Annotated in this window: 16 protein-coding genes, 1 tRNA gene and 1 rRNA gene; 12 read left to right on the forward strand and 6 right to left on the reverse strand. The window is 34.2% G+C overall.

Features of this window, described 5'->3' with window-relative positions; translation table 11 throughout:
* Positions 1 to 198: 198 nt before the first annotated feature.
* Both LY01_RS10470 and LY01_RS10475 read left to right on the forward strand, forming a co-directional pair.
* Positions 199 to 2,667 (forward strand): zinc-dependent metalloprotease, encoded by a 2,469-nt coding sequence (locus LY01_RS10470; protein ID WP_170034603.1) that lies wholly within the window; start codon positions 199 to 201, stop codon positions 2,665 to 2,667.
* A gap of 200 nt (positions 2,668 to 2,867) precedes the next feature.
* Entirely contained in the window at positions 2,868 to 4,343 is a 1,476-nt protein-coding gene (locus LY01_RS10475; RefSeq protein WP_146080413.1) for an alkaline phosphatase family protein, read from the forward strand.
* 32 nt (positions 4,344 to 4,375) lie between these two features.
* Here LY01_RS10475 and galE read toward each other — a convergent pair whose 3' ends face one another.
* Both galE and LY01_RS10485 read right to left on the reverse strand, forming a co-directional pair.
* A complete protein-coding gene (gene galE / locus LY01_RS10480; protein ID WP_104515799.1) occupies positions 4,376 to 5,392 on the reverse strand; it encodes a UDP-glucose 4-epimerase GalE in 1,017 nt (338 codons plus the stop codon).
* 89 nt (positions 5,393 to 5,481) lie between these two features.
* A complete protein-coding gene (locus tag LY01_RS10485) occupies positions 5,482 to 6,624 on the reverse strand; it encodes an acyl-CoA dehydrogenase (RefSeq protein ID WP_104515800.1) in 1,143 nt (380 codons plus the stop codon).
* A gap of 79 nt (positions 6,625 to 6,703) precedes the next feature.
* Between LY01_RS10485 and LY01_RS10490 the strand changes: the two genes are divergently transcribed.
* From LY01_RS10490 to LY01_RS10525, 8 genes are all read left to right on the forward strand, one after another.
* Positions 6,704 to 7,756 carry an anhydro-N-acetylmuramic acid kinase gene (locus LY01_RS10490; RefSeq protein WP_104515801.1) on the forward strand — a complete coding sequence of 351 codons (1,053 nt, stop codon included), beginning with the start codon at positions 6,704 to 6,706 and terminating at the stop codon, positions 7,754 to 7,756.
* A 65-nt stretch (positions 7,757 to 7,821) separates the two neighbouring features.
* Positions 7,822 to 9,048: a Glu/Leu/Phe/Val dehydrogenase dimerization domain-containing protein gene (locus LY01_RS10495; RefSeq protein ID WP_104515802.1), complete on the forward strand. Its 1,227-nt coding sequence runs from the start codon at positions 7,822 to 7,824 to the stop codon at positions 9,046 to 9,048.
* Complete coding sequence (gene nhaB / locus LY01_RS10500; RefSeq protein ID WP_245890696.1) at positions 9,048 to 10,577, forward strand: sodium/proton antiporter NhaB; 1,530 nt, start codon at positions 9,048 to 9,050, stop codon at positions 10,575 to 10,577. Before LY01_RS10495 ends, nhaB begins: the two co-directional genes overlap by 1 nt.
* A 133-nt stretch (positions 10,578 to 10,710) precedes the next feature.
* Positions 10,711 to 11,406, forward strand: coding sequence for a MotA/TolQ/ExbB proton channel family protein (locus tag LY01_RS10505; protein ID WP_104515804.1), 696 nt, complete (start codon positions 10,711 to 10,713; stop codon positions 11,404 to 11,406).
* A gap of 2 nt (positions 11,407 to 11,408) precedes the next feature.
* The gene (locus LY01_RS10510; protein WP_104515805.1) at positions 11,409 to 11,801 is read left to right on the forward strand and encodes an ExbD/TolR family protein; all 393 of its coding nucleotides are present in this window, start codon (positions 11,409 to 11,411) and stop codon (positions 11,799 to 11,801) included.
* Between the two features lie 2 nt (positions 11,802 to 11,803).
* Positions 11,804 to 12,622, forward strand: a complete 819-nt coding sequence (locus LY01_RS10515) for an energy transducer TonB (protein WP_104515806.1) — start codon at positions 11,804 to 11,806, stop codon at positions 12,620 to 12,622.
* Positions 12,623 to 12,672: 50 nt separating this feature from the next.
* On the forward strand, positions 12,673 to 13,842 hold the full coding sequence (locus LY01_RS10520; RefSeq protein WP_104515823.1) for a bifunctional folylpolyglutamate synthase/dihydrofolate synthase: 1,170 nt from the start codon (positions 12,673 to 12,675) through the stop codon (positions 13,840 to 13,842).
* 59 nt (positions 13,843 to 13,901) lie between these two features.
* Positions 13,902 to 13,976 (forward strand) — tRNA-Val (locus tag LY01_RS10525).
* A gap of 479 nt (positions 13,977 to 14,455) precedes the next feature.
* On the opposite strand, the gene LY01_RS10530 is transcribed toward LY01_RS10525, so the two are convergent.
* Genes LY01_RS10530 through LY01_RS10540 form a run of 3 tightly spaced genes read right to left on the reverse strand, consistent with a single transcriptional unit; the run spans position 14,456 to position 16,497 of the window.
* Positions 14,456 to 15,823 carry a class I SAM-dependent methyltransferase gene (locus LY01_RS10530; protein WP_245890698.1) on the reverse strand — a complete coding sequence of 456 codons (1,368 nt, stop codon included), beginning with the start codon at positions 15,821 to 15,823 and terminating at the stop codon, positions 14,456 to 14,458.
* 2 nt (positions 15,824 to 15,825) lie between these two features.
* Positions 15,826 to 16,017 (reverse strand): hypothetical protein, encoded by a 192-nt coding sequence (locus tag LY01_RS10535; protein ID WP_104515808.1) that lies wholly within the window; start codon positions 16,015 to 16,017, stop codon positions 15,826 to 15,828.
* A 27-nt stretch (positions 16,018 to 16,044) separates the two neighbouring features.
* Positions 16,045 to 16,497 (reverse strand): GAF domain-containing protein, encoded by a 453-nt coding sequence (locus LY01_RS10540; RefSeq protein WP_104515809.1) that lies wholly within the window; start codon positions 16,495 to 16,497, stop codon positions 16,045 to 16,047.
* 75 nt (positions 16,498 to 16,572) lie between these two features.
* Here LY01_RS10540 and xrtF point away from each other — a divergent pair, with 75 nt between their 5' ends.
* Positions 16,573 to 17,106: an exosortase family protein XrtF gene (gene xrtF / locus LY01_RS10545; RefSeq protein ID WP_104515810.1), complete on the forward strand. Its 534-nt coding sequence runs from the start codon at positions 16,573 to 16,575 to the stop codon at positions 17,104 to 17,106.
* 7 nt (positions 17,107 to 17,113) lie between these two features.
* A complete protein-coding gene (locus tag LY01_RS10550) occupies positions 17,114 to 17,539 on the forward strand; it encodes an exosortase F system-associated membrane protein (protein ID WP_245890700.1) in 426 nt (141 codons plus the stop codon).
* 732 nt (positions 17,540 to 18,271) lie between these two features.
* Here the strand turns inward: LY01_RS10550 and rrf are convergent.
* A 5S ribosomal RNA gene (gene rrf, locus LY01_RS10555) occupies positions 18,272 to 18,380 on the reverse strand.
* Positions 18,381 to 18,490: the final 110 nt, after the last annotated feature.

Consider the following 18,490-nt stretch of genomic DNA (forward strand, 5'->3'; position numbering starts at 1 on the left):
TGAATCTCCTTACTAGAAACTCGATAATTTAATTATCGAGTTTTTTTGTTTTAATCTCGCTTTCGCGAAAGCGGAATACGTAAGAATTCATTTACAAAAATTAACTTTAACAGAAATTCCTATATCGCGTTAACGTCTTGTTAAGAAATATTGAGGTTTATGACAATATATTTAGGCATCAATAAAAAAACAAAATCAATGAGCAAAATTAAAATGTTGATGATGCTGCTACTAGCAGTCTTCATGACAACAAGCTGTTCTGTTTTCCAAGGGAAAAAGAAAACAGCGCCTAAGACAAGCGCAGCAGCTAAGAAACCTAAAAAAGGTGACATACAACCTTACTCAAAGGTAATCACTAAAAAAGCCAAAAGTGATGAAGGTTTATTTACCGTGCATCAAGTAGGTGAAAAGTGGTTCTATGAAATACCTGACAGCCTTTTTAATAGAGAGATGTTAATGGTAACTCGTATTGCAAAAACTGCTTCAGGCTTAGGTTTCGGAGGTGGTAAACAAAATACCCAAACCTTAAGATGGCAAAAGAAAAATAAAGACGTACTTCTAAGAGTTGTATCTCATCAAGTAGTTGCAGCAGACTCTTTACCGGTAAGTATTGCAGTAGAAAACTCAAATTTTGAACCTATTCTTTACTCTTTCCCTATTAAAGCTATAAAGAAAGACAGTGTTACTAACAACACAGTAATAGACGTAACAGACTTCTTTACTAAGGATGTTAAGGCTATAGGTTTTCCACAAAGAGCTAGAACAAGATACAAAGTAAGTAGAGTCGACGCTACGAGATCATACATAGACACCCTACGTTCTTATCCACAAAATATAGAAACTAGACACGTAAAAACATACTTTTCTAGCGCACCACCTTCTAACAGAAGTGTGCAATCTATATCATTAGAATTAAGTAACTCTATGATACTTTTACCTAAAGTACCTATGAAGAGACGTTACTTTGACCAGCGTGTAGGATGGTTTGCTAGAGGCCAACAAGATTACGGTCTTAATGATCAGAAAACAAAAACAGTTACCTACCTAGACCGATGGAGACTTGAGGTAAGAGATGAGGACATGGCTAAATTTAAGGCTGGTGAATTAGTAGTACCTAAAAAGCAAATCGTTTATTATATCGATCCTGCAACACCTGTTCAATGGAGAAAATATATCAAGCAAGGTATTGAAGACTGGCAAGTTGCTTTTGAAGCTGCTGGTTTTAAAGAAGCTATCATAGCAAAAGATGCACCTACCAAAGAAGAAGACCCAGAATGGAGTCCTGAAGATGTTAGATTCTCAACGGTAAGATACTTAGCATCTCCTATTCCTAATGCAAATGGACCTCACGTAAGTGACCCAAGATCTGGAGAGATTCTAGAAAGCGACATCAATTGGTACCACAATGTAATGACTTTATTACACAACTGGTTCTTTATACAAACGGCTGCAATTAATCCAGATGCACGTATGAATAACTTTGATGACGAGGTTATGGGACGTTTAATACGTTTTGTAAGTTCTCATGAAGTAGGTCACACACTAGGTTTACCTCATAACATGGGTAGTTCTATTGCTTACCCTGTAGAAAAATTAAGAGACCCTGCTTTTACTAAAGAATTCGGTACTGCACCATCTATTATGGATTATGCTCGTTTTAATTATATCGCACAGCCAGAAGATGGAGATGTAGCTCTTATGCCAGAAGTAGGTCCTTATGATAAATACTCTATCAAATGGGGTTACATGCCTATACCTGATAAAACTGCAATTGAAGAAAAGAAAACACTTGATAGCTGGATTCTTGAAAAGGCTGGAGATCCAGTTTACAGATTTGGTCGTCAGCAATTTGGTGTGGTAGACCATACTTCACAAACTGAAGATTTAGGGGATGACTCTATGCGTGCTAGTGAATACGGTATTAAAAACTTAAAACGTATTGTTCCTAACTTAGGTAAATGGACAGGTGAAGAAGGTGAGAACTTTGACGAGTTAGAAGGTATGTATGGTCAACTTGTAGGACAATTTAACCGTTATATGGGTCACGTTACTGGAAACATAGGTGGAGTTAAAGAAACTTACAAAGCTTATGGCCAAGAAGGTGCTGTTTATGAGCATGCTTCAAAGGACAAACAACAACGTGCAATGGCTTTCTTACACACTCAATTATTTGATACACCAGAGTGGTTAATCGATCAAAATATTTTCAATAAAATAGAATCTGCTGGTGGTATAGAGAGAATACGTGGTATGCAAGTACGCACACTTAATAGTGTTCTTGACTTTGGCCGTATGGCTAGACTTATGGAAAATGAAGAAGTTAACGGTAGCAATGCATATGGTTTACTTGATATGATGACTGAATTAAGAAAAGGTCTCTTCAAAGAACTACCTAAAGGTCAAACTATTGATCGTTACCGTCGTAACCTACAACGTGCTTATGTAGAAAGACTTGAGTTTATCATGACTAATGAAGCTCCTAGAAGCCGTTTTGGTGGTACAAGAGTAGATGTAGAACAAAGCGATATTAGACCTATCGTACGTGCAGAGTTAGTTACTCTTAAAAGAGATGCTACTCGTGCAGCTAGTCGTACTAGTGATAAGTTATCTAAAATTCACCTACAAGATTTAGTAGAAAGAATTAACATGATACTTGATCCTAAGTAATTAGTTTACATTTAGAAATTCATCAAAAGCCGATTCATTTAAATGAATCGGCTTTTTCTATTCAATAAAATCAACTGAATAGATATCATAATCCACACTTAAAAGCTATTTATTTATATTTGATTCCTAACCATATTCACTTTACTTCCTACTCCATCCTTAAACTATATTAAGAAGAAAACGAATATTCCAATTAAAATATGAAAGCCAAAATTTTAGAATATTTGAAAAACGACCATCATTACTGGTGGACCGTAGCTGTTTTACCAGGCATCTATTCTCTGTTATATTTATACCAAAACAACTTTACTTTAATTAATTCATGGGAGCAGTTTATAGCCTTCTTAATTTATTTTATAGTTGCCCCATCTACAGCTCTAGTTTTATTGGACTTGGTATTCAAAAAGAAAGTCTGTATAGACCGAAAACATTTATACTATTGTTTTTTAATCATTAACCTTGCTATCATTCTATCCTTATTTGTTTTTATGAGGTGGAGATGGAAACCTCTTATTCTAGTATTTATAATAACCATAGCTACTTCTAAATACTTATCTAAATTCTATAAAATAGGCGTACTACTTTTAGGTCTTATGATTATTCCAGCAGTATTACAATTTGGCAATTATTATTATCAATCTGTATACAGTCTTCAAGAATGGTCTACACCAGAAGATTTTGAAAAATTCACTTTTCAAAAAAAACCTAATATATATCTTATTCAACCAGATGGTTATGTAGGTAAACCCACGATGACTGGACAGCTATACAATTACCCAAATGATCAATTTTATGATAATCTAGAAACCTACAACTTTAATTTTAATCATAATTACCGCAGTAACTATCCCTCTACACTATCATCTAACAGTACACTATTTAACGCACAACATCATTATTTTAACCAAGGCAAGGCAAAGAACGAGCTATTTAATGCCAGAGACAAAATCATGGGAGCAAATCCAGTCTTGAGAACTTTTAAAAATAATGGATACGAGACAAATGCTATTCTACAGAGTAACTACTTATTATATAATAGACCTGATGTGTTCTATGATTATACAAACATAGAAATGGAAGACATTTCCTTTTTTCCCGTATTTCATAATAATATTGATTATTATTTTGACTTCAAAAATAGGTTGAACGATAACCAAAGTACAGCACCGCAATTTTTCTTTATAGAGATATTGAGCCCTAGTCATATTAGTCACAGCAAAACATTTAGTTTAGGAATTGAAAAAGAAACTGAGATTTATTTAGAAAAAATACCTGATATCAACACAGAGGTAAATAAGCTTATAAATTTAATTACAACTCATGACAAGGATGGAATAATTATAATTGCAGCAGATCATGGAGGGTTTGCCGGCTTTAAATATACCGAGAAGGCTTATCAGGAAATTACTAATAATTTAGAATTAAAGAAAAGTATATTTAATTCTTTGCTAGCAGTTAAAGCACCTGAATCGTTTGCCCCTTATCAAGAACGAATAACCAGTTCTATCAACTTATTTCCAGAACTATTCACTTACCTATCGGGCCAGTCCCAACCTCAAACCACTAGAGATGCATCTAGTTACATAATAATTAAAGAGACGAGTAATAGTGGCGTCTATCAATACTTTAATCAGGATGGAGAAAGTGTAACCATAAAAAAGCCGACTCATAAGTAATGAATCGGCTGCTTTTAAAATATAAATATTATTTATTTATTCCTCACTCTTTTTTCCCAAACCCAAGAACTACCTAATGCTTCTTCCAGACTATATTTTGATTCCCAACCCAGAATATTTCTTACTTTATCAGTTTGAGCATAAGCCTCTACCACATCTCCTGCACGGCGGCCTACTATTTTATAATTTAATTTTTGTCCACTAGCTTTTTCAAAAGCAGCAATAACTTCTAACACAGTTGACCCAGTTCCTGTACCTACGTTAAATACTTCAAAGTTTTCATCAGCTTTCTTTTCTAACAGTCTGGATAGAGCCGCTACATGAGCTTTAGCTAGATCCACTACATGAATATAATCTCTTATAGCTGTACCATCTCTAGTTGGGTAATCATCTCCATAAACAGAAAGTTGTTCTCTTAAACCTATAGCGGTTTGAGTTATATATGGAACTAGGTTTTGAGGTACTCCTAGTGGCAACTCGCCTATTTTTGCACTTTCATGAGCACCTATAGGGTTAAAATACCTTAATGCAATCGCTTTAAGGTTAGGTTTTACTTTACATGTGTCCTTAATTATCTCTTCCCCTACTTGCTTTGTATTACCATATGGAGATTCCGCAGGTTTTATAGGTGCATTTTCAGTAACTGGCAACACGTCTGCCTGACCATAAACAGTACAAGAAGAACTAAATATAATACTCATTTCTTTATCCTGAACATTTTGTAATAGATAAACTAATGCGTTAATATTATTCTCATAGTACAATAATGGATTATTCACGCTCTCGCCTACCGCTTTTGAAGCGGCAAAATGAATAATTCCGGATATATCTGGATACTGATTAAAAAACTTAGACAGACCATCTTTGTCTCTTACGTCTACATTTTCAAACGCCGGCTCAATATTAGTAATGGATTTTATATTATCTAGAACATCAATAGAAGTGTTAGATAAGTTATCTATAATTACAACCTCATAACCTTGTTCTTGTAGCTCCACCACCACATGAGAACCTATATAACCTAAACCTCCTGTTACTAATATTTTCATAGATTGTAAAACTACATTATTTAAATAAAATACATAAAAAAAAGAGCTGTAAAAATTACAGCTCTTTAAATTATATTCTTTTAAGAATATTAGTCTTTAAGTAATCCTCTAGAGATTACTATTTTTTGAATCTCGCTAGTACCTTCATAAATCTGAGTAATTTTTGCATCTCTCATTAAACGTTCTACGTGATATTCTTTAACAAAACCATTACCTCCATGCACTTGCACCGCTTCTACAGACACGTCCATTGCAGTTTGTGAAGCAAAAAGTTTTGCCATAGCACCACTCATATCATAATTACGACCTTGATCTTTATCCCAAGCACTTTGCATAACTAGATGACGAGCAGCAGTAATATTAGTGTGCATATCTGCTAGTTTAAAAGCAATAGCTTGGTGATTACAGATCTCAGTACCAAATGCTTTTCTCACCTTAGAATAATCTCTAGCTAGCTCATAAGCACCAGACGCGATACCTAATGCCTGTGCAGCAATACCAATACGACCACCAGAAAGAGTTTTCATGGCAAATTTAAATCCAAAACCATCTTTACCTATTCTATTTTCTTTAGGCACTTTAACATCATTGAAAATTAAAGAATGAGTATCACTACCACGTATTCCTAACTTATCTTCTTTTGCACCTACTTCAAAACCGTCCCAACCTTTTTCTACTATAAAAGCGTTGATACCTTTATGTTTTTTCTCTTTATCGGTTTGCGCGATCACAAGGTAAAAATCTGCGCTATTACCATTAGTAATCCAGTTTTTAGTTCCATTAAGTACATAATGGTCACCTTTATCTATAGCTGTAGTCTTTTGAGATGTAGCATCACTACCAGCTTCTGGCTCAGATAAACAAAAAGCACCTATAGATTCTCCAGTAGTAAGCTTAGTTAGATATTTTTCCTTTTGAGCCTCTGTACCATATGTATCAAGACCCCAACATACTAATGAATTATTTACAGAAACGATTACTGATGCACTTGCGTCTATTTTAGAAAGCTCTTCCATCACTAGTACATAAGAAATAGTATCCATACCACCACCACCATACTTAGGAGAAGCCATCATACCTAGAAAACCTAGCTCACCCATTTTCTTAACCTGCTCAGCAGGAAATCTTTGAAGATTATCTCTTTCTATAACTCCAGGTAAAAGCTCTGTTCTTGCAAAATCTCTTGCAGCATCTCTTATCATTAGATGCTCTTCTGTTAGGCCAAAATCCATTTATTCTTGTATTTTTTTAGTTATTTTTCCGTTTTGCAAATCTAATGTTATTCTACACCATTTTCAACACCTTTAACTTATGAATCATCAGTACTATAACGTTTTAGGAGTAATGTCCGGAACTTCCCTAGACGGCATAGACATCGCACACATTACATTAGTACGCAAAGATGTCTGGAGCTTTCAAATTCACAGTGCAGAAACTATAGCCTACACGCCATCGATGAAACAAAAACTAGCCGAGGCTATTCACTTTGATCCTGCGGCAATAAAAGAACTAAATGAAGAATACACTGAGTATTTAGGTAACACAATAAATACCTTTATCACTAATAATCAAATCAAAGAAATAGTAGCCGTTTGTTCTCACGGTCATACCATTTTTCATAAACCACAAGAAAAATATACGCTACAAATAGGTAATCTTCCTCATCTAGCTAAAATTATTAAAGAACGCGTGGTATGCGATTTTAGAGTACAAGATGTAGAATTACATGGGCAGGGAGCACCATTAGTACCCATAGGCGATCGTTTATTATTTGGAAATTACGACTACTGTCTTAACCTAGGCGGATTTGCAAACCTGAGTTTTGAAAAACACACGCAAAGAATCGCTTATGACATATGCCCTGTAAATGTTGTTCTCAATCACTATTCCCTAAAATTAGGTAAAGAGTATGATGCAGGTGGCGCTTTCGCGAAAGCGGGAAAAATTCAAACACCTCAATTAAAATTATTAAATCAACTAGCATTTTATCAAGAAGTCGCCCCTAAATCCCTAGGCATGGAATGGGTGAATGAACACATTTTTAAGATCCTAGACTCTATTCAAAGCATAGATGCTATAGCTACATTCACAGAACACGTTGCAATTCAAATAGCAAACCAATTACAAGATAAAAAAACATTATTAATCACTGGTGGCGGTACTTTCAACACTTATTTAATAGATTCTCTAAAGAAACATACAGCGGTAAAAATCACTATTCCAGAAGATGAAATTGTAGAAAATAAGGAAGCTTTAATATTTGCATTACTAGGCGTTTTAAAATTACGCAACACAAACAACTGTTTATCAAGTGTTACTGGAGCAAGTAAAGACCATAGCAGCGGTGTCATCTACGTACCTTAAGAAATTGTAAAAAAGTAGATTTCCAATTGTCACTATATTATATTTGTGCAAACTAATCTAGCTAAATGAAAGAACTACTTAAACGTTATGAAAACGCGAGTCCCGAAATCGTTTTCCACTGGAATGATCCAGAAACAGATGCCGAAGGATGGACAGTTATTAATAGTTTACGTGGTGGTGCAGCAGGTGGTGGTACTAGAATGAGAAAAGGACTTGATAAAAACGAGGTGCTTTCTCTAGCAAAAACAATGGAAATAAAGTTTACAGTTTCTGGTCCAGCAATAGGTGGAGCAAAATCTGGAATTAACTTTGACCCACAAGACCCTCGTAAAAAAGGCGTTCTAGAAAGATGGTACAAAGCAGTCTCTCCATTATTAAAAAGTTATTATGGTACCGGTGGAGACCTTAACGTAGATGAAATTCACGAGGTTATACCTATGACAGAAGATTGTGGAGTATGGCACCCACAAGAAGGTGTTTTTACCGGACATTTTTCTCCTAGTGAAGCAGATAAAATTAATCGCATCGGACAATTGCGTCAGGGTGTAATTAAAGTTATAGAAAACCCAACATTTTCTCCAGACGTTTCTAGAAAATATACTGTTGCAGACATGATCACCGGTTATGGTGTTGCAGAGGCCGTAAAGCATTTCTATGATATTTATGGTGGTAACGTAAAAGGAAAACGCGCGGTTGTTCAAGGATTTGGTAATGTAGGTAGCTCTGCTGCTTTTTACCTTTCTCAAATGGGAGCAAAAATAGTAGGAATTATAGATCGCGCTGGTGGTTTGATTAATGAAGATGGTTTTAGCCATGAAGAGATTACCCAATTATTTTTAAATAAGGACGGAAATACTCTTAAGGCAAAAAATCTTATACCTTTTGAAGAAGTAAATGATCGCATCTGGAAAATCAAAACTGAGATTTTTGCTCCTTGTGCGGCTTCTAGATTAATATCTCAAGATCAAATAGATCAAATGATCGCATCTGGATTAGAGGTTATTTCTTGTGGTGCAAATGTTCCGTTTGCAGATAAGGAAATTTTCTTCGGCTCTATTATGGAGCATACAGATGAGCAAGTTAGTTTAATCCCTGACTTTATCTCTAATTGTGGTATGGCTAGAGTATTTGCCTACTTCATGGAGCGTCGTGTACAAATGACCGACGAAGCAATTTTTAATGATACTAGCATGACTATACGTAATGCTATTCAGAATACTTTTAATAATAACAGTTCAAAAAAACAAATCAGTTCTACTGCATTTGAAATAGCACTTAAACAATTAGTTTGATGAAATACTTTTTAGGTAATAGTCCCAAGTGGTTTAAATTAACCATGATATTTTTCTTAATCTTTAACGTGATCGGTTACTTTGCACTAAGCGGTATGGTCATGGGATGGGTTTTCATTGCAGAATTTATTTTCTGTCTAGCGATGGCATTAAAATGTTACCCACTACAATCTGGTGGTCTACTAGCCATACAAGTTTTAGTTTTAGGGTTAACGCACCCTATGTATAAAATAGACCACGACACACACAAGCCTGTTCTGGATGAGCTAGGTAATCATGTGCTGGGTGGTGTATATGCAGAGGTTGCTCAAAACCTAGAGGTAATTCTTCTTCTGGTATTCATGGTAGCAGGTATCTACTTCATGAAACCTCTATTAATGTACATCTTTGTAAAACTTTTTACTAAGATTAAATCAAAAATAGTTCTATCACTAGTATTCCTCTTATTAAGTGCGATTCTATCTGCTTTCTTAGATGCTCTTACTGTGACAGCTGTATTAATAAGTGTAGGTATAGGTTTCTATAATGTATATCACACTATTCATTCTAGTGATCTAGATTTAGATAAAGACAACAAATTAGATAGAGAACAATTAAGTGGTGAAACTCTTGAACAGTTCCGTGCTTTCTTACGTAGTTTAGTAATGCACGGTGTTGTAGGTACTGCACTAGGTGGTGTTTGTACAATAGTAGGAGAACCTCAAAACCTATTGATAGGTTCTAAAATGGGTTGGGATTTCATTGAATTCTTTAAAGTAATGTCTATTATCACTATGCCTGTACTCGTTGCCGGTGTATTGACAACTGTCTTTTTAGAAACGACTAAAACTTTTGGTTTTGGTCAAAAAATGCCTCCAGTAGTTAGATCTATTATTGAAGGATGGATGGAAAAAAGAGATGCAGAAAGAACTAGTAAAGAAAAATATGCATTAGTTGTACAAGGTATATCTGCTGTTTTATTAATTGCCGCTCTTGCATTACACCTTGCCCCAGTAGGATTTATAGGACTAGGATTAATAGTGATTCAAACTGCATTTATGGGTATCACTGACGAGCACAGTCTAGGTAAAGCATTTGAAGAAGCATTACCTTTTACAGGTTTATTAGTTGTTTTCTTTGTAATCGTTGCTATGATACATGATCAACACTTATTTGCTCCTATTATAGAATGGGCATTAAGCCAGGACGCATCTAGTCAGCCAGCAATATTTTACCTTGCAAATGGTTTCTTAAGTATGATCTCAGACAATGTTTTTGTTGCAACCGTATATATTAACGAGGTTAGTAACGCTTATACCGCAGGAACTATCACAAGAGAACAGTATGAACATCTAGCAGTAGCTATTAACACAGGAACTAACCTGCCTAGTGTTGCAACACCTAATGGTCAGGCGGCATTCTTATTCTTACTTACATCGGCACTAGCACCTCTTATCAATTTATCATATGGTAAAATGGTGAAAATGGCTTTACCTTATACTATTGTATTGACACTAGTAGGATTAGGTTGTGTAGTATACTTTTTATAATAAAAGAGTATTATTGTAAGAGATTGTTGTGATCTCGCTTTCGCGAAAGCGGAACATTTAAAATTAAAACGCAATTTAAAAGGCAATGAAACGCCCTTAAATTGCGTTAACAACCATACAAATTACTTAATTAATGAGCCTACTTTTTCAAGAAACCGCAGACGTTACCACAGAGGCAGCACCTCTAGTAAACGAACAATCTGAATCTTTGCTAGGATTAATTACCGCTGGTGGACCATCTGGAACTATCATTATAGCTGTATTAATTCTTTTGTTATTTTTTGCTTTGTACATTTATTTTGAGCGACTTATGAAAATAAGATCTAGTTCTAAAATAGACAGCTCATTCATGCTTAACATTAAAGACCATATCTCTAATGGTAGACTAGACAGTGCAAAAATGCTTTGTGCAAAAGAAGATTCTCCAGTTGCAAGACTGACTGAAAAAGGTATAAGCCGTATAGGCTCACCTCTAGAAGATATCAATAGTGCGATAGAAAACGCTGGTAAATTAGAGGTTTACAAATTAGAGAAAAACGTGAGCATGCTAGCAACTATTGCAGGTGCCGCACCTATGATAGGATTCTTAGGTACCGTTATCGGTATGGTGCTAGCCTTTAAAACACTAGCAGATGCTGGTGGTAGTGCAGACATGGGTAGCCTAGCTGGTGGTATTTACACAGCTATGATTACTACAGTTGCCGGCCTTATAGTAGGTATCGTTGCTTATATAGGTTACAATCATCTAGTTGTAAAAACTGACAAGGTGGTACACCAGATGGAAGAGAATGCATCTGACTTCTTAGATCTATTAAACGAACCTGCTTAATTATGAATTTAAGAGGTAGAAATAAAGTTAGTCCAGAATTCTCGATGTCGTCCATGACTGATATCGTGTTTTTACTTTTGGTATTCTTTTTGCTTACATCTCCATCTATAACTCCAGAAGCTCTGGACCTATTATTACCTAGTGCTGGCGGTAAAACATCTACACAAGGTAAGGTAACTGTAAGCATCTCTAAAGAAGGTGTGTACTATGTAGATGCAACACAGGCAACAGAAGAAGATCTAGAAAGCAGAATATTGAACACCTTACAAGGCAAAGAAAAACCTACTATCATGTTGCGATCTGACAAAGACGCTGCAGTAAGTTACTCTGTCAAAGTAATGGATATTGCAAATAGGAATAAAATTCAAATAGTCCTAGCGGTCAAAAACAATTAAACATGAGTTACTTAAAGACAAAAGAACAAAAGATATCTGCAGGAATAAGTACTCTACTTATTCTGATGCTTATTCTCGTATTCAGATTTGTCTCTGTAATTAATGTAATTGAACCACCAGAAGATGCTGGTATCGCTATCAACTTTGGTAACACAGCTGTAGGATCTGGACCTGTTGAACCAGCAAAACCTACTAAGGTTGCTCCTGAATCTAAACCAGAAGAGGTTGAACAACAAGAAACGCCCCAATCTGAAAATATAGTCACACAAGAAAATACAGACGCACCTACGGTAGAATCAAATCCTGATGCAAAACCAGATCCGAAGCCTGTAACTAAACCAGTCACCAAACCTGTAAAACCTAAGCCAGAACCTAAACCAGATTCTTCAGTATTAGATGCTTTAAATAGTGTCGCAGGAGCAGAAACTGTAGATGGAGAAACTAGCACAGGACAAGGTCCTGGAGACGGTCCTGGTAATAAAGGAGACATTAATGGAGATCCATATGCAAACACGTATTATGGAGCACCTGGCAGCGGACAAGGCGGTAAAGGATATGGATTAAATGGTCGCGGTAAAGTTGCTGGTAGCGGCGTTACTCCTGACTGTTTTGAAAGTGGTAAAGTAATCGTAGAGATTCATGTAGATCGATCTGGAAAGGTTACACAAGCATTCCCAGGTAAGAAAGGAACCACAAATAAAGCAAATTGTTTATTACAAGCAGCAAAACAAAGTGCTATGACTTATAAATTTAGCCCTGCACCTAAAGCCCAGCCTACACAAGTAGGGTTTATAGAAGTCATATTTAAAGTAGGAGAATAACATTGCTTACTTATAAAGAAACCTTAGACTGGCTATTCTCACAGCTACCTATGTATCAAAGAGCTGGAAAAGCAGCCTATAAAGCCGATTTACAAAACACCATAAACCTAGATAATTATCTAGGTAACCCTCATAAAGCATATAAAACAATACACCTAGCAGGTACTAATGGTAAGGGATCTACCAGCCACATGATTGCTAGCGTATTACAAGAAGCTGGTTACAAAGTAGGCTTATACACATCACCACATCTCAAGGATTTTAGAGAACGCATAAGGATAAACGGTAAAATGTGTACCGAACAGTTTGTAATAGATTTTATCCACAAACATCAAACATTCTTTAAGAACAACCAACTATCATTTTTTGAAATGACCGTAGGCATGGCTTTTCAATACTTTAAAGAAGAGAATGTTGATATAGCTGTGATAGAAACAGGTCTAGGTGGTAGACTAGACTCTACTAATATCATCACTCCTATTATCAGTGCTATTACTAATATAGATAAAGATCATACTGCTATTTTAGGTAATACTTATTCTAAAATAGCAATAGAAAAAGCAGGTATTATTAAAAATTCTGTACCGGTAGTTATAGGTGAAAAAAGAAGCTACTTAAAACAGCTATTCACCCAAATTGCTAATGAGCTAGACAGCCCTATACATATCATAGACCATAGAACAACGAGCTTACCAACAGATCTTAAAGGCAATTATCAAAAGTCAAATGTAAGAGTTGCGAGTAAAATGATAGAGTTAATTAGTCCAACACACTTCACCATTACAAAAGAACACATAAGCAAAGGTTTACTGAGCGTGGCCCACAATACAGGATTAAGAGGCAGATATGATGTAATTAACGAGCATCCTAAAACAATATTAGATACCGCACATAATGTAGCAGGAATAAATCTATTGATAAATCAGGTAAAAAAGGAGTCATTTCAAGAATTACACATAGTTTTAGGAATGGTAAGCGATAAAGATGCGGATAGTGTTATCCAATTTTTACCCAAAAATGCCACATATTACATCTCAACACCAAATATTCCTCGAGGAATGAAAAAAAATATTTTAAGTTCTCATTTAAATAATCACAATTTACCCAACACCATCTTTACTACTCTAAATCAGGCATTTGAAGCAGCAAAAACAGCTGCAAAACATGAAGATTTGATCCTTGTAACTGGTAGTACATTTGTTATTTCAGAAATAATTTAAAAAAAACTTCTAAAAATTCTTTGTGTTCCAAAAAAGGGTCGTATATTTGCAACCGCTTAGGGCGCTTAGCTCAGTTGGTTCAGAGCACTTGGTTTACACCCAAGGGGTCAGGGGTTCGAATCCCTTAGCGCCCACAAAAGGTCTTCAGAAATGAAGACCTTTTTTTTATGCAATAAATTTAAGCAGAAACAAGCTTAAATTAACAGCATGAAAAATTCATTAAAATCAATCATCTTATACTATTGATTTACTCTTTCCAAAATAGGTCACAACCGATTCCATAAGAAACACCCATAAAGGCTTACAGCAGCTTTTAAGCAATGTATTCACCTAAAAAGAATAGGTATGCGTTAAAATAGAAAGTAAGACCTCTAAAGAGCTTAACACAGCGCAAAAACATAAAACTCATCAAGTAGAATCTCAAAGGGCAGTAACCACAAGAATATCATGAGTTAAATCAGCTGTAAAAACTCATTATCGTCTTCATCTAACATATATAAGAAACTACAAGTTGATTTTACTTAAATCAATTAAACAAACATTATCTATTTATTTAGAATGATGAAGAAAGAATAATAATCAAAGAAATATAGACACATCTAAATTCTCGTCACTACAGTCTTTGAAACAAGAATAATGTACGTGCTGTTCCTTGTATCTTTTCAGATTTAATCAAATTAAAATACTTTTGATACGCTTTCGCGAAAGCAGAAATAGTATAATCATCAAATAAATGACGAGCCTCTCGCTTACTATTTAGAATAAATTCAACCCAACTATCTTCTCTATCTGGGAATTCAATAATTAAGTATTTAGAAAGCTGCGAAAAATATTGAGCACTCATTTCAAATGGAACGTTTCCACTTAAAGTAATATGATGAATTAAAGCTAACGCCATGCTCAAATCTGGTGCAAAATCAATAACTCTAGAATTAAAAGAAGCTCTCTCCTGGCTATTAAACCCTATTGCTGGAGATGGTTGCAACAGATCATTTACCAAACATGTTAACTTACTAGAATCATTTTTAATGTGTTCTAGATAACATTGATCAATAGCAGGCTGATCTATATCACACACTATGAGTTGATCTATCTGTGGTAATAATTCTTTACCAAACGTACCGTCGTTACCACCTAGATCAATAACCTTTTTGGAATTTAATTCTTTATTCCATTTGACAATAAGATCTTTCTTAAACTTAAAAGACTTCTTATTATAGTTGGTCTCAGAATAATATTTAGACCACTCTGTGTTCTCCTTGGATTCCATGCCATCTATATACATCTCCAGGGCAGATAGCATTTTTATCTGTCTAGCTTTACTAAGCTCCACAGATCGGTCAGATCCACCTTCTTTATTATCATTTTCTGCTTCAGATTTAGATAATAAGTAAATATGACTGTAAACCGTAGGATTAAATCTACTAATAAAAGGTAATTGCCTTTTTACCACATTAAGATCAATACCATTGATAGAATGTTGCAGAGTTTTCAAATGTAAACTTCCATGGTATTGAGCAAGTAAAAGAGGCCCAAAAAAATGCTCATTAAACTGTTTGAGCCCTCTCCATGGCGTATTTATTTTATATTGCTCTATACTAAGAGTATCTATAAAGATTGCCTTTCCCTTTTGAAACGTTACATTAAAGGCAGTGGCATCTTTAAGGGAAAAATTATTCTCTAATAACCATATTTGCAATCTGAGAGTTAATTGCGCAGCATGTTTATATTGTGTAAAACTCCACTCATACGGATAAGTAATGAAATCTAATGGCACTGGCTCTAGTACAATTCTACTAGAATCAGAAGATATTTCCTTATGTCGGACTAACCATTTTTTATCAAATAGAGAATTATATATACCTGCAGACACCGCGGCTTTATACTCATCAAAAAATACCGGATTAATCTGTCTATAGACTTTATTATTCTCTTTAAAAATAAATCCAGAAGGATCTCTATATGATGAAGGGTGTCTCAATATTACTTAATTTCAGAGTCTTTGTTGTAATTACTTTCAAAACTACTCTCCTTTGCCGCTTTTCTTAAACCGAACCAACCCTTTATAATAGTATTAACTTTTTTGTAAAACAAAACAAAACCTGCTAGTGCTGCAATAGCTCCCTGAGCAATCATCATTCCAAGACCAGCATCAAAATAGAGTAAATTATTCATACTGCAATTTACTTAAAAATAAACATCTTATAGTAATGTTGCCACTTGAACATTAATCCACTCAAGAAAACGCTCATCAGATTCATTAAAAGCATTTATAGTATTACTATCTATATCGATCTGACCGATATTTTTACCATCTTTAAACATGGGAATAACTACCTCACTTTTCACATGAATACTACAAGCAATATAATTATCCTGCGCATGCACATCTTCGACAACAAAATTAGAGTTAGAGACAGCTACTTGTCCGCAAATACCTTTACCAAATGGTATTACTAAGTGGTCTGTCGGTATCCCTGCCTGGCTCCAAAGATGCAAGGTAGGCTCAGACTGATGCGCCATATAAAAACCTACCCAGTTATATGTATCGATATTACTCTGTAGTAGATCACAAATTGATTGCATAGTTTTCTTAACATCAACATTATTATTTATAATATCTGTAATTTGAGGCTTTAAGGTATCTAAATTCATATTCTAACTTTAATTAAAAGCAAAGCTAGTATTTGGTTTCCTTATAATAACTAAATTTGTGTAAAATAAATCTATTTGGAAACATTAAAACCTTATTATCCTATATTCAAGTTTGTTGCTGTTTTTTTCGGTATATACATTCTGCTTTCAATAAGTTATTATCTGTTTTTAAATTGGGATTGGAGTAGTTACAACTATCCAGACCCTATAACTTCACAAATAGGACATCAAACTAAAAGAATTCTCAACTTAATAGGACATCAAGCAGAAACCATCAATTCACCAAAGCATCCATCTGTAATTATGTTTATAAATGAAATGAGAATTTATAGAGTAATAGAAGGTTGTAATGCGGTAAGCGTAATGATCTTATTTACATCATTTATCATTGCTTTTGCTCAAAGCTTGAAGAAAACACTTTTATTTATATTATTTGGAATAGTCTTTATATACATAGTTAATTTAATTAGATTAGTACTGTTGGCATTAATATATGTATCCTATAAAGAACATGCACATTTTGCTCATGAAATAATATTCCCAACTATTATCTACGGTGCTGTTATCGCACTTTGGCTATACTGGATCAAACATATTAAAAATGCGTAAAGTCCAGATGATTATCTCCGTTTCTCTATTAATCGTAGCATTGATATCAGTAAGAGTTTTTGAATCAAATTTATTTTACGATCCTTTCAATTTTTACTTCAAAAGTAACTTTCAAAATTTACCAATCCCTGATTTTAACATAGTACGATTAACATATTCACTAACACTACGCTTTCTAATCAATCTAACAATCTCTTTAAGTATTATATGGGTATTATTTAAAAATAAAACTTATCTCAAAGCATCTCTCTGGGTTCATTTCACCTTTTTTGTAATTCTTCTAACAAGCTTCATAATATTTTCAGAATTTGAAAGTAATTGGATTAAAATGCTATTATTCTACATTAGAAGGTTTCTGATTCACCCTATATTTTTATTGATTTTGGTACCTGGATTTTATTTTATTCAATTCAAAAAGACACAAATCAAATAATTTACTATACAATTGTTCTAGAAATTCAATTTAGAAGATATTCAAATCAAAAAGAACTTAGTCTGTAGATTATTGATTTCAAAAACTTCTATAAAATTCCAATTCTTTTAACTAAAAGCCACTAACTAATATCTTAAAACATATTTTAATTCACGTAAAATAAATATCAACACGAAAAACAAAACACACTTTTCATATGATCGAAGATGACATCAAATTAAAAGATAATAAAGTCATTTAAACATTAATTTTAAACAGCTTAAGGTAATACAAATTGGCAATAAAAGTGTAATATTTGTTCAAAAAAGGATTACAATCTTTAAGAACTTTTGGTAGATCATATTGAAATATTTAATAAAACTAATCTAATAGCTAATAATTTTAATATAACAAATATGATATCTAATTATAGATTTCATTTCATTTAGATCATGACAGCTATAACAAACAATTTAAGCGATCTAAACAATGTCAACAAATTAATCAAGATATAGTCTAGTCAATTAATAACTACTCAAGTTGACAAAATATTCAATCAACCGAATAAATGTTATTTGTAGTTAGTCATTAATGAAAGGGGCAAACCTGTAACAACCCAACACACCCTACTCTTTTTTTTATAATGAAGTTTTGATTAAAACGACCCTAGATGAACAAACTTATAACATTATTCATTCTAGAACGGACATGTATAAACAAAAAAAACCCTTGTCTAATTGACAAGGGTTTAAAAGAAGGCGGCGACATACTCTCCCACAAATAGCAGTACCATCTGCGCAAATGGGCTTAACTTCTCTGTTCGGAAAGGTAAGAGGTGAGCCCCATCGCTATAACCACCTTAATGGTTGCAGTTGAAAATCAACTGTATGATTTGACATATTGAAAATATAAACTAGTAAAAAAATAGGTGTTAGAATATCTAAGCTTACGGGTAATTAGTATCACTCGGCT

This window comes from Nonlabens xylanidelens, from assembly GCF_002934445.1.
Lineage (GTDB): Bacteria > Bacteroidota > Bacteroidia > Flavobacteriales > Flavobacteriaceae > Nonlabens > Nonlabens xylanidelens.